The sequence below is a fragment of the Veillonella sp. 27098_8_77 genome (assembly GCF_041431535.1).
In the GTDB taxonomy this organism is placed as follows: domain Bacteria; phylum Bacillota; class Negativicutes; order Veillonellales; family Veillonellaceae; genus Veillonella.
The window spans coordinates 175,892-189,549 of sequence record NZ_JAPVXW010000001.1 but is presented as its reverse complement, the minus strand read 5'-3'; the positions used below and the strand labels follow the sequence as shown (position 1 = coordinate 189,549).

The window sequence follows — 13,658 nt, the reverse complement described above, 5'->3', positions numbered from 1 at the left end:
ACTAACAAACTATAAATAACCCGCTACGACAAATCAATCCTCCTTCTTACCCAATTGTCGTTTAAGGTCTAACAAACTCATATCATTTTGCTTAGCAATGGCAACTAGTGAATCATATTCATATTTATGTCTCTTTACACCAAATCCACTGCTTGTTTTGAAAGCAATTGTATGCCCTTCCCAGTCTATGTCTCCTGCAGACCGGTTCAAAATATATCGTTCACAGCGATGGTACCGAATACCAAGGCTCGTAGTGTGTTTGAATATTAAATCTCGCACCTTATCGATATCGTCTACTTTACAAAAAACAGTCAACATCGTACCAGGTCGTTGTTTTTTCATCATAATCGGTGTTGTAAAAACATCTAAGGCTGGTGAAAGTAATAGCTGTTCAACTGCATAGCCGATTTCTTCTGGCGTCATATCGTCGAGATTACAAGACATTTCAATGATTGTATCTTCTAAATCATTGTTTATTTCTACAAAGGCGCGAATACAATTCGGTCTTTCAAATTGTTTCATGCCAAATCCATACGATACCTTTGTTGGTGTCATAACAGGCATATGGCTAAAGGCCGTGCCAAAATACTTGGCTAACGCTGCGCCTGTAGGCGTGCATAGCTCACCCTTAATTTGATAATCTGCATACATAGGGATACCAGCTAATAATTCCATCGTTGCTGGTGCTGGCACAGGTAGTTCTCCATGAGCACAGTGAACCGTACCTGTTCCTACATGTATAGGCGAGATGATAATCTCATCAAAATTCAATTCCTCTAAGAGCACACAAACGGCCACAATATCTGCAATAGCATCGAGCATGCCTAACTCGTGGAAATGAATTTGCGTTACCGTCGATTTATGAACCTTAGCCTCCGCTTGAGCTACTAGTTGATATACGTTGATAGCATTCTGTTTACATGTATCGGAAATAGATAATTTATTGATTATATCCGTTACACCTTGTAAGCCTCTACCATGCACATGATGTACGCTATGTACATGATGCTCAGATTCTTCTATACCATTAATAGTTACCGCTACCCGATAGCCTTGTAATCCTTTTTCTTCTTTCGGTATAAGTGTATAGGTAACATCTGGGATTCCTATTTGATTAAGTTTTGCTATCCACATTTCAGGATTATCCACTAAACCGAGTAATGTAGCAGTGAACATGTCGCCGGCAATGCCCATTTGGCAATCTAAAAATAATCGTTTCATTTACTTTCACCTATATGATTAATCATGTTCGCCGTATAAGCAGCACCGAATCCATTGTCTATGTTAACAACCGTAACACCGCTAGCACAAGAATTGAGCATGGATAATAACGCCGTCACGCCCCCAAATGCCGTTCCATAGCCTACACTAGTTGGCACAGCAATGACCGGCACATCCACAAGACCACCAACCACACTGGCTAAGGCCCCCTCCATACCTGCAATAACAACGATAACCTTGGCGGACATAATGGTATCTAAATGTTGTAACAAACGATGAATACCAGCTACACCTACATCATAAATTCGATTCACCGTATTACCGTAAAACTCAGCTGTAATAGCACATTCTTCAGCTACCTTATAATCACTTGTACCGCCAGTAACAATGGCTATACTTGACTCTGTTTTCTCCGTAGGCATCTCACCAATATAGCCGATATGAGCATCCTCGATATATGTCAATGAATGGTGCTTTTGAACCTCTGCGGCCACATCAGGTGCTAAGCGTGTAATCAATATATGACCTTGCCCGTTAGACTGCATGGAAGAAATAATCCCAACTATTTGTTCACTAGTTTTACCAGCACCATAGATGACCTCTGGTACACCTTGTCGTAATTGACGATGTAAATCAACGTTGGCATACCCTAAATCATCTAACGGTTTCATCTTTAGCTTTAATAAGGCTGCATCCACATCTACCTGTCCATTTTTTACTTGCTCTAAAAGAGATCTAACATTATCGCTCATGAACGCACCTCTAAATCTAATACAATATCATCAAACATAGATTTAAAATATGTAAGAATCTCAATCCTATTCTTAATAACTATAGCTATTTGATTTTCTGGAACTTGAATTTTAGCAGTATTTCCAACTAATCTAACTCTAAAATCTGATAGTCCTAATGAAAATAAATATCCTTCCGCTTTTTCAATATGTTCTAAGTCAAGACCTGTTATGTGCTGTCCCGCTTGAAATCTCGTAGCTAAACAAGCGTAAGACGGTTTATCCCAAGTAAACAAATCAGCCTTATGAGCTAAATCTCGTATCATAGATTTTGTTAGATTGCATTCTGATAGTGGTGATTTAACAGATAATTCTGCAATAGCTTTCATTCCAGGGCGATCATCCATATCATCACTGGCATTGGTTCCATCACATAATACAGAAAATCCATCGCGTTTAGCATGTTCGCTTATTGTAGTGAACACATGATGCTTACAGTAATAACAACGGTCACTTGGGTTGTTCGTCACATCATCATGTTCAAGTACATCGATATCTATGATTTCTAAGGGAATACCGATAAACTCTGCGATTTTCCTGGCATCTTCTAATTCAAATTCTGGTACAAACTGGGACTTTACAGTATATGCTTTGCATGGAATGCCAGATTGCTTGACCGCATATGCTAAATAGGATGAATCTACACCACCAGATAGAGCCACACCTACATTACCTAATGTCTTGATATACTCGATTAATTCCATTCCATACAATCCTTTAATAAATTTCTATAATCTATAGTTACAAAATAAAAAAATAAAATAGAGCCATCACTATAAGGCTCTAATATTACTCTACCATATATAGAACAACCAATAATGTATTTAGTATAAAGCTTTTTATTTGCATTTTCTAACTCATAAATGAGATATATCTTCAGTTAATACATTATATTTTTTCTATATAAGAAAACCACTTATCTTAAATAGGTTTATCTAACCTATTCAAGATAAGTGGTTTATAGTTTATAAAAATTTTTGATAAGCAGTCTTATGAATCAATACCTAATAATTTATTAGTATGTTTTATAAACTCATCAGAAATTTTACACTTTGCAATTGTTTACCTATTTCCTGTTCACAATAAGAAAATAGTAATCGTTCTAGTTCCTTCCATACAATTCCAGGAAGTTCAATAGGTGCTGCATCGCCCCATTGATAGGCCAAAACATTTGGCATTTCGTTGCGTAATGCAAGAGATGGATTCATACGAGTATGTATCCGTAATTCCTCCCAAAATAAATCAATTCCATCTCCGGCATTAAAAGCCTCATGTTGTGGCATTACACCAGCTAACGACAGCATTTGCCATCCCAATATGATTGTCCCTAATCGAACATTTCGTTGACGTATCGATTTTGAATAATTGACTACAGCATTAAATACATTTCGATCAACATCATACAATGCAAATAGTTCTTGTATCAGTTCACTGGCTACGGCTGCATACGCAATATTATCTAAATTCGTATCCAGTGATTCCACCACATAGGAACCATCGATTTGTGTGACTTTCACAAATTCTCCATCCTGCACTACTGTAATATACATAGCGCTGAAGGGGCGTAAATAGGATGCATTACGCAATGTTTGCAACCGTTTATGCGGAAACGAAGCCCTAATGATACCTAAGGACGGTGTGATAAAGGTAAACACCGAATAGAGCTTATATTTTTTCCGACTCACCACGATGGCCGGCGTATTAAAAGCGCCACTAATCTTGTTCATGTTCATCATCCGTATCAGTTTCAGACTCAGGTAAAGGCGTTACACGCAAACGTGAAATACGATATCCTTGCATCTTGATGACTTCAAATGTATAACCATAAGCATCAACAGTATCCCCCACAATTGGAGTACGACCTAATAGACCGAAAATATATCCACCGATTGTATCAGAATCAGAATCTTCAATATGAATATTCATCATTTCAGATACTTCATCCACAAGAACCTTACCATCAAATTCAAAGGAACCATCAGAATAACTCATCGTAGCCGGCAAATGAGGTTCATGTTCGTCTTGAATGTCCCCTACTAATTCTTCGATGATATCCTCTAATCCTACAAGTCCTACCATACCGCCGTATTCATCGACAACAACGGCTTGGTAAATACGACGTGTTCGCATGTATTGCAATAAGGTAGATAATTTCATAACTTCAGGAACGGTCAAGATATCTCGTTTGATGTTACGCAAATCTTTTCTAGCCTGCTTTTGACGTTCCATCAAATCCTTAATATGTACAAGGCCTACAATATGATCCTTATCTTCCACACACAATGGGTATCTCGTATGCGATGTAGAACGAATCACCTTCATGGCTTCATCATAACCATCTTCCACGAAAATACAATCCACATCTTGGCGAGGCACCATAACCTCTTTTGCCATACGTTCCACAAAGTTGAACACATTGTCTATCAACTCAGATTCTACCTGATTTAATTGACCTTCTTCATGACTTCGAGAAATCATCATGCGTAGTTCCTCTTCTGTATATACGAGGTCTAGTTCAGTTAAGTATTTTGTTTGGTAAAATTTAAGGATACAATTGGATATTTTACTAGCTAACCATACAAAAGGATATACAATACGACCAACCCCAACGACGATGCGGCTATGCATATTGACATATTTTGTAGGGAATGATAAGCCCAATGCTTTCGGTACAATTTCGCCAAAGATGAGGACAACAAGGCTAATGATAATTAGCAAGAGAAGGTCCAAAATATGATGAACCCATGTTCCATGGATATTAAAAATATCCATAATACCAGCTACAAAGCTATTAAAGATATATGTACCAGTTCCTGCCAAGGTGAGAATGAAAAAGAGTATTAGAAATTGTGTAGTATTAAGAAAATACTCAGGATTTTGGTATAGCTTTAACAAGAATTGGCGATCCTTTTCATGTAGGATTTCCATATCTTCTACGTGTTCCTTGCGCAACCGTGCAAAGGAGAACTTTGCTACCACCAAAAAGTTAATTAAGAAAATACATACTATGCCGAACCCAATCGGTAACAGGGCATCTATACTGTCCATAACAATCCTTTCTAACTATAATCAATCTAAAGAATCTATTTTTTATATCCCAATTCTGAAAGCATACCCGATTTATTACGCCAATCTTTTTTAACCTTAACCCATAAATCAAGATACACCTTCGTAGCTAACAACTTTTGAATATCCATGCGTGCTTCTGCGCCAATCTTGCGTAGTAACGCACCTTTATTACCAATGATGATACCCTTTTGAGAATCTCGTTCACAATAGATGGTAGCACGAATATAGGTTGTTCCATCATCACGAGTCTTCATTTCATCCACATCGACAGCGATGGCATGAGGAATTTCATCACGGGTAGACAACAAAATCTTTTCCCGAACGATATCGGAAATAATCAATCGTTCTGGTTGATCCGTAATCATATCTTCTGGGAAGTATTGAGGACCTTCTGGCAAATGCTCACCTAATACATTAAGAAGTTCGGATAAATTTTCTTTATTCTTTGCTGAAATAGGAATAACACCTGCAAATGGATATGCATCTTGATAGGACACGATGGCTTCTAATACTTGTTCTTTTTGCAGTGTGTCGATTTTATTGACTACGAGGAACACCGGTACTTTCACACGTTTTAATTGTTCAATGATGAAATTATCCCCAGGACCACGTTTTTCATTGCCAGCCACAACAAATAGAACAGCCTCAGTCTCTTTTAAGGATTCAATGGCTGCATCAACCATGAATTCACCTAATTTATGTTTTGGCTTATGTACACCAGGTGTATCCATGAAAACGATTTGTTTTTCTTCATCGGTGTAGACACAAATAATACGGTTACGCGTTGTCTGTGCCTTATCGGATACAATGGCAATCTTGTCGCCTATCAAGGCATTAATCATGGTAGACTTGCCTACATTTGGTCGCCCTACAACGGCTACGAAGCCGGATTTAAAATGTTCTGCTTTATTCATTATATGGTTGATCCTCTCGTACATACCCTAAATTAGAAAGCACAAATTCCTCTTCTGTGCGCATTTCTTTTTTATCTTCATCGGTCATATGGTCATAGCCTAAGATATGCAAACAACTATGTGTTGTCAAATAGGCTAATTCCCGTTCAAAACTATGGCCGTATTCGATGGCCTGTTCATGAGCTCGTTCTAAGGAAAGTATCATATCCCCCAATAAGTGATGTTCCTCTTCACTACCTTCGTAATCGTCCCCTTCATTAAGGGCAAAGGACAATACATCTGTTGGTCTATCAATACCGCGATATTCCTTATTTAGTTCATGAATTTTCTTATTGTCGCATAGTAGAATGCTTAACTCATCATCTTCGAGTCCATACACGCGGCTCACTTCATCGCAAACCTTTTGTATAACCTCTTCAATCTTAGCATCTTGGGCTATACCATCATCATAACTAATTTGTATATGCATAATTCTTATTCTTCCTTTGAAAGCTTTTGATGGTACGCATCATAGGCTTTAACGATGCGACCTACCAAATCATGACGCACAACATCTTGATCTGTAAAATACACCATATGAATGCCAGACACGCGTTTTAATACCTTTTCTGCTTCATAGAGACCAGATGTCACACGCGGCGGCAAGTCGATTTGTGTTTTATCACCATTAACGACCATTTTAGAGTTATTACCTAAACGGGTTAAGAACATCTTCATTTGCTCTGCCGTCGTATTCTGTGCTTCATCCAAGATAACGAAGGCATTTTCTAATGTACGACCGCGCATGTACGCCAGTGGTGCCACCTCGATTGTACCCCGTTCCATAAAGCGTTGTACTTGTTCAATACCAAACATTTCATGCAACGCATCATAGAGCGGACGCAAATAAGGATCTACCTTATCTTGTAATTCGCCAGGTAAGAAACCGAGTCGTTCACCAGCCTCTACGGCAGGGCGCGTCAAAATAATCTTATCTACATTGCGATTCTTCAAATAAAATGCAGCTAATGCAACAGCCAAGAACGTTTTACCTGTACCGGCAGGGCCAATGCCAAAGGTGATGGTATTCTTGCGTATACTGTCTACATATTGTTTTTGGCCTTCCGTCTTTGGCGTAATGCTTTTACCGCGCATCGTTACGGACAAGGTATCCTCGAACATGGAGTGAAGGGCATCCCCTCTGCCATTCATCACCATCTTAGCCGCAATACGTACTTGAGATTCTGTAATCGTACTGCCTTCTTTATAGAGGAATACCAGTTCCTCTAATGTCCGATACAACGCCTCTACTTGAAGCTCGTCCCCTTTTATGACAACTGTATCACCGCGAGATACGATATCCGCAGGAATGACTTCATTCATCATTTGTAAATATCTATTGTGCTGACCTAGTATAGATTGTGCTAAGTCATAGGTAGGAAAGGTAAATACCCGTTCGCTCATGCTTGTCCCCCATCTATAAATTTACGTACTGCTTTACCATTTAAATAATCACATAAATCGCCTTGATGTGCATCTAGTTCATCCATCATATCATCGATTAAATCCTGTACACGCCACCAGCCCATAGACCAATTGGTAAATAATGTATTATCCTCTGGAGCACGCCCCACTAATCGTTGCAACACAATATCTGGATGGAGATAGCGTAAAAACTGAACAACCCGCTCCGCATACTCCTCGGCGCTAATCAAGGTAATTTGACCTTCTTCATACCATTTGGCCATCAATGTATTTTTTACAATATATAGAGCATGTAACTTTACTTGGTCAACACCAAGGGATGATAAAATTTTGGCCCCTTCAATGGTATCCTCCATCGTATCCCAAGGCAAATTTACAATCATATGTGTGGTCACATTAAATCCATAACGCTTGATGCGAAGCACTGCATCGATAAACTGTGCTAAGTCGTGACCTCGATTGATCTTATCAAGTGTATGATAATTAACGGTTTGCAATCCTAATTCGATGTAGATATCCTTATGAAATCGCTGTTGTATATCCTGCAAAACATCTAAATATTCATCGGAAATACAATCCGGTCTCGTAGCGATAGCAATCCCCACGGCTTCATCGATACAGCCTTGTTCCATATAGGATTTGAAATCCTCAAGAGGTAAATAGGTATTACTAAAATTTTGATAATAAGGAATAAATTTATTCGCCTTATATTTAGGTCCGATGTGTGCAATATTTTCTTCTAATTGCATGCGCACCGTCATCCATGCCGGTCTATTTTCATAACCTGCACCGATTTCACCACAGAATGTACATCCCCCAACACCTGCTGACCCATCTCGATTAGGACAGGTTAACGGTAATGCAACAGGTAATTTATATACCTTTTCACCATATATTTCTTTATAAAATTTTGACACCATCCGGTACCGTTTCGGTCTCGTTGTATCTGACATAACACTCCTCTATATCATTGTATGTTTTCAGGGCGAATGAATGGGGCCACCTCTTTATTAACATCTATAATTACTGTGAAAGCCCCTTCTGGTATATGTTGAATTCCTAAATATGATGCTGTTTCACGACTCATGGTCATTTCCACATATTGTTGGCGAATTTTACGCCATTCTTTAAATGTATAATTCGGAATAAATGTAGACGCAATCTCTTCATTACGCCAGAACGCTTCGCCGACTTGTAGCAATTCCTTCGTTTGTTTAGGCAATCCTACTGCTTCGCTGCGAACCTTACCGCGATAACTTACCAATGTATCGTATTGCAATAATTCTGCGGCTATCGTATCACCTTTTGCAAGGAAGAAACGATATAAGAATTCAATTTGGTCTATATCCTTAAGATTAACCTTATGATTATCTTCCTTAAGCCATGCTCTCGTCATATCACAGAAATAACTAAATGCATCCGTTTCACCGTGAATCAATTGCTGTCCGATATAGCCAAAGGTTGTTCTAAATCGTTCACTATTATAAAAACGCTCAAAGACATCTTCAAAATATTTCAAGAAACGTACATCATCATAAGGTAGAACATGAGTACTTAGAACCTCGTATGGAGCCAATGGATCTGCTACATACTTATATTCACGCATCCGTCGTACACCAGATCCTTTTAGCAATTTTAAGAATCCAATTTGTAATGCATGAGGTTGTAAGCTAAATAAATCGTTAAATGATTGTCCAAATCGATTAAAATCCTCGTGCGGCAATCCTACGATAAGATCCATGTGAACATGCGTATGCCCAGCTTGAATGATAGGACGTATGGATTTTTGAATATATGGCCAATCATTATAGCGATTGATAGCATCCAATGTTTTCTTATGCGTACTTTGTACACCTACCTCGATTTGAATACGTCCAGGCGGCGTTTCACAAAGAATGTTGGTTTCCCACTCCGTCATAAGCTCCGGTTCCATTTCTAAGTGGAAATTCATATCTGTATCGCTGTCTCTCATAAACTCCATAAGTGGTCTATGATGATGAGGCGCACAGTTAAATGTACGGTCTACAAATTTTACTTGCTTCACACCATGATCAATAAACCATTGCAATTCTTTTAATGTCCGCTCTTGAGGAAAGAATCGCACCGTATTTTTATTGCCCGATAAACAGTATTGACAGGAAAAAGGGCAACCACGAGAAGATTCATAATAAATAATCTTATGCTCTAAATCATCCATATCTTCCTCTGTATACGGAAATGGTATTGTAGATAAATCACGAACCTCTACGGCCTCTATAGAGCCTAAAATACTACCATCCCTACGTCCTCTCACGCCAGGAATCACAGGGTCTAATCCATCATTACCAAGCTGTAAGGCTGTTACAAGAGCATGGAATGCTTCTTCGCCCTCACCTTGTACAATATAATCGATATTCGGACATCGTTCTAATAGTTCATCGGCTGTGAAAGAAACCTCTGGCCCGCCCAATACAATTTTAATATCTGGCCGTACGGCTTTCACTATGTCCACCACATGCAAGGTCATTTCAATATTCCAAATGTAGCAGGCAAAACCTAGGACATCGATATCATGCTCTGTAATATCGCTGAGAATATACAAAACAGGCATATTAATAGTATATTCCACTATATCGTATGCCTGTCCATGGGCTTCACCATAAGCCTTGAGATATCTCAAGGCTAGTGAAGAATGTATAAATTTTGAGTTTAATGTTGATAGAACTACGTTCATAGTACCCCTTTAGCATCATCGAATGGACTTGCCACCGTCTTGTCATAATAGATATATTATACCATTAAAACAAGCCTAAGATAAAGGAGATAATAGCCCCTACTAGGATGACCACGCCAACGATGGACAAGATGATGCCACCAAAGAATACGATGGCTGCTAAGATTGCAGCTAATACAATAATCATAATGATACGGCTTAGCCAACTAGAACCGCCAAAATGATATACCTTCACACGAGGGCCATAGTCTTGAAATTGCTCATACCCACTTTGCTCTTCTTTTTTTTCGATAGGTGTAAATTCAACATGTACAGTATCCCCTGCTTCATCAATGGTAACCCCATCAAAATCGCGGCGCTCTGTATCGCTTAGGACACGTGTCTTAGTTTCTTGTTCTTTATTTTCATTCATTGTATCTTGGTTATTCATGATATATTCCTTATCACAAAACTATTAATCAATTTTATACAATTTATTATACCATAATAGTCATGGAAACAAAAATATCCCCTACAGTGAGTATACCATAGAGGATATTCTAATTATATATTCCGATAAACTAAATCACGATTGTTTTAGTCATTTAAGAATTTTTGTAATAATTGGTTAACCATACCAGGGTTAGCACGGCCTTTGGATTCTTTCATAACTTGACCTACCAAGAAACCGATAGCTTTACCATTACCGCCCTTAAAGTCGGCCACTGGTTGTGGGTTATTGGCGATAACTTGTTTTACGATTTCTTCGATAGCACCAGTATCAGTAATTTGAACAAGACCTTCTTCTTTTACGATAGTATCTGCATCCTTACCAGATTCCCACATAGATACGATAACTTTTTTCGCAATTTTACCGGAAATAGTGCCTTTTTCGATAAGAGCAATCATACCAGCTAAGTTTTCAGGGCTTACCTTGGATTCACCAAATGTTAAGCCGCTTTCATTGATCATCTTAGACAAATCACCAAGCATCCAGTTAGCCACAGTCTTAGGATCTGCGCCAGCTTTCACAGTTGCATCTAAATAATCAGCCGTCTTGCGAGCCATTGTAAGAATGGTTGCATCTTCACGAGACAAACCATATTCGGACACAAAGCGCGCAATTTTAGCATCTTGTAACTCAGGCAAAGAGCGACGTACTTCTTCGATTTTTTCGTCCGTAATTACGATTGGTACCAAATCTGGTTCTGGGAAGTAACGGTAATCGTTTTCTTCGTCCTTCTTACGCATGCCAAGAGTAATGCCTTGTGCATCGTCCCATGTACGTGTTTCTTGGTCTACTTTGCCGCCAGCTTCAATAAGCTTAGCTTGACGTAACGCTTCGTATTCAACAACCTTTTGAATAGCTGTTAAGGAGTTAACGTTTTTAGTTTCTGTACGTGTACCAAACTCTTTAGAGCCACGAAGGCGTACGGATACGTTACAGTCACCACGCAAGGAACCTTCTTCCATACGACCGTCAGATACTTCTAAGTATTGCAAAATGGAACGCAATTTTTCAACGTATGCTCTCGCTTCCGCACCGGAACGAATATCTGGTTCAGATACGATTTCAAGAAGAGGTACACCTGTACGGTTATAGTCAACATTAGAAGAATTGGAGTCGGAAATCGTATTGCCACTATGAACCAATTTACCAGCGTCTTCTTCCATGTGAATACGTGTGATACCGATGCGTTTAGTTTCACCATTTACTTCAATGTCTAGGTGACCATTCAAGCAAATTGGTAAATCGTATTGAGATGTTTGATAGTTTTTAGGCAAATCAGGATAGTAGTAGTTTTTACGGTCAAATTTGTTGAATTTAAGAATTTCACAATTCAACGCTAAACCTACTTTGATGGCAAATTCTACTACTTGTTTATTTAACACAGGCATAGCACCAGGTAAGCCGAGACATACTGGGCATACATGTGTATTTTGGTCACCGCCGAATTCAGTGGTACAACCACAGAAGATTTTAGACTTAGTCTTAAGCTCTGTATGAACCTCTAAACCAACGACTGTTTCGTATTTACTACTCATAGAGAAACCTCCCCAGTTGGTGCTACTAATTGACAATCTGGACGTGCTTGTTCGAATGTGAAAGCGGCACGTAACAATGTTTCTTCGCCCATTGCAGGACCCAATAATTGCAAGCCGATTGGCAAGTTATCACTGCTCATGCCCGCAGGAATGCTAATACCAGGAATACCTGCTAAGTTAGCTGGAACTGTACAAATATCTTCTAAGTACATAGCTAATGGGTCATTGATTTTTTCACCAAACTTATACGCTGTGTTAGGGGCTGTTGGAGCCAATAACAAATCAACCTTGGAGAAGGCTGCATCAAATTCATTTTTGATAACGCGACGTACTTTAAGAGCTTTCAAATAGTACGCATCGTAATAACCTGCACTCAATACATAGGTACCGAGCAAGATACGACGTTGTACTTCTGGACCAAAGCCTTCTGTTCGAGTTTTAGTAGACATTTCTACCAAATTATCTGCAGGCATGCGCAAACCATAGCTTACACCATCATAACGAGCCAAGTTGGAACTTGCTTCTGCCAATGCGATAATATAGTACGCAGACAACGCATATTTTGTGCTAGGTAAAGAAACCTCAACGATTTCAGCACCTAATTTTTTATACGTTTCGATAGCTTCATCGATAGCCTTGCGTACTTCTGCATTAAGACCGTCACCAAAGAATTCTTTTGGTACACCAATTTTTAAATTCTTAACATCGTTTACAAGCGCTTTTGTATAATCTACACGTTCGTCTGGAATGGATGTGGAATCTTTAGGGTCATGGCCAGCAATGGCATTTAATACCAATGCAGCATCAGTTACATCGCGTGTAACAGGTCCAATTTGATCCAAGGAGGATGCAAAGGCAATCAAACCATAACGAGATACATTACCATAGGTTGGTTTCATACCTACCACACCACAGAAGGATGCTGGTTGGCGGATAGAACCACCTGTATCGGAGCCCAGTGCCCAGATAGCAGAACCACTGGATACTGCAGCCGCACTACCACCGGAAGAACCGCCTGGTACGCAGTCCAAATTCCATGGGTTAGCTGTTTTAGCTAATGCGGAATTTTCTGTGGAACCACCCATAGCGAATTCATCCATGTTGAGTTTACCTAAGCTAACCAAGTGATTGGCTTGTAATCGTTCAATAACGGATGCATTATATGGAGGAATGAAATGTTCCAACATTTTAGATGCACATGTCGCAGGTTGATCTTTGATACAAATATTATCCTTAATAGCGCCAGGAATGCCTGCTAATGGGGAAATAGCTTCACCCTTTGCAATAGCTTCATCAACAGCTTTTGCAGATGCTAATGCTAGTTCGTGGGAATCAGATAAATACGCATGTACCTCTGGTTCCACTTTTGCTTTGTGACTAATCACTGCATTTGTTAATTCCACAGCACTGATTTCTTTGTTCACTAATTTAGTGTGTAATTCATGAATTGTTGCCACAGTG

At 39.1% G+C, this 13,658-nt stretch carries 13 protein-coding genes; all 13 read right to left on the bottom strand.

Annotated features, from left to right (window positions below):
* Window positions 1–33: 33 nt before the first annotated feature.
* Complete coding sequence (larC, locus tag O3617_RS00880; RefSeq protein WP_371448093.1) at window positions 34–1,221, bottom strand: nickel pincer cofactor biosynthesis protein LarC; 1,188 nt, start codon at window positions 1,219–1,221, stop codon at window positions 34–36.
* Window positions 1,218–1,973 (bottom strand): nickel pincer cofactor biosynthesis protein LarB, encoded by a 756-nt coding sequence (gene larB / locus O3617_RS00875; protein WP_371448092.1) that lies wholly within the window; start codon window positions 1,971–1,973, stop codon window positions 1,218–1,220. The genes larC and larB overlap by 4 nt, the downstream gene beginning before the upstream one ends.
* A complete protein-coding gene (larE, locus tag O3617_RS00870; RefSeq protein ID WP_371448091.1) occupies window positions 1,970–2,716 on the bottom strand; it encodes an ATP-dependent sacrificial sulfur transferase LarE in 747 nt (248 codons plus the stop codon). Before larE ends, larB begins: the two co-directional genes overlap by 4 nt.
* 321 nt (window positions 2,717–3,037) lie before the next feature.
* Window positions 3,038–3,739 (bottom strand): DNA repair protein RecO, encoded by a 702-nt coding sequence (locus O3617_RS00865; RefSeq protein WP_371448090.1) that lies wholly within the window; start codon window positions 3,737–3,739, stop codon window positions 3,038–3,040.
* Complete coding sequence (locus O3617_RS00860) at window positions 3,726–5,060, bottom strand: hemolysin family protein (RefSeq protein WP_371448089.1); 1,335 nt, start codon at window positions 5,058–5,060, stop codon at window positions 3,726–3,728. The genes O3617_RS00865 and O3617_RS00860 overlap by 14 nt, the downstream gene beginning before the upstream one ends.
* 35 nt (window positions 5,061–5,095) lie before the next feature.
* Window positions 5,096–5,995 carry a GTPase Era gene (gene era, locus O3617_RS00855; RefSeq protein ID WP_005379880.1) on the bottom strand — a complete coding sequence of 300 codons (900 nt, stop codon included), beginning with the start codon at window positions 5,993–5,995 and terminating at the stop codon, window positions 5,096–5,098.
* The gene (gene ybeY, locus O3617_RS00850) at window positions 5,988–6,464 is read right to left on the bottom strand and encodes an rRNA maturation RNase YbeY (RefSeq protein ID WP_298608270.1); all 477 of its coding nucleotides are present in this window, start codon (window positions 6,462–6,464) and stop codon (window positions 5,988–5,990) included. The genes era and ybeY overlap by 8 nt, the downstream gene beginning before the upstream one ends.
* A gap of 5 nt (window positions 6,465–6,469) precedes the next feature.
* Window positions 6,470–7,438: a PhoH family protein gene (locus tag O3617_RS00845; protein WP_371448087.1), complete on the bottom strand. Its 969-nt coding sequence runs from the start codon at window positions 7,436–7,438 to the stop codon at window positions 6,470–6,472.
* Window positions 7,435–8,412, bottom strand: a complete 978-nt coding sequence (locus O3617_RS00840) for a TIGR01212 family radical SAM protein (RefSeq protein WP_371448085.1) — start codon at window positions 8,410–8,412, stop codon at window positions 7,435–7,437. Before O3617_RS00840 ends, O3617_RS00845 begins: the two co-directional genes overlap by 4 nt.
* Before the next feature lie 14 nt (window positions 8,413–8,426).
* Window positions 8,427–10,172 (bottom strand): DUF4080 domain-containing protein, encoded by a 1,746-nt coding sequence (locus O3617_RS00835; RefSeq protein WP_371448084.1) that lies wholly within the window; start codon window positions 10,170–10,172, stop codon window positions 8,427–8,429.
* Between the two features lie 64 nt (window positions 10,173–10,236).
* Window positions 10,237–10,602 (bottom strand): DUF4229 domain-containing protein, encoded by a 366-nt coding sequence (locus O3617_RS00830; RefSeq protein WP_371448083.1) that lies wholly within the window; start codon window positions 10,600–10,602, stop codon window positions 10,237–10,239.
* A gap of 146 nt (window positions 10,603–10,748) precedes the next feature.
* Window positions 10,749–12,197, bottom strand: coding sequence for an Asp-tRNA(Asn)/Glu-tRNA(Gln) amidotransferase subunit GatB (gene gatB, locus O3617_RS00825; protein WP_371448082.1), 1,449 nt, complete (start codon window positions 12,195–12,197; stop codon window positions 10,749–10,751).
* Window positions 12,194–13,654 (bottom strand): Asp-tRNA(Asn)/Glu-tRNA(Gln) amidotransferase subunit GatA, encoded by a 1,461-nt coding sequence (gene gatA, locus O3617_RS00820; RefSeq protein WP_371448081.1) that lies wholly within the window; start codon window positions 13,652–13,654, stop codon window positions 12,194–12,196. Before gatA ends, gatB begins: the two co-directional genes overlap by 4 nt.
* Between the last annotated feature and the right edge of the window lie 4 nt (window positions 13,655–13,658).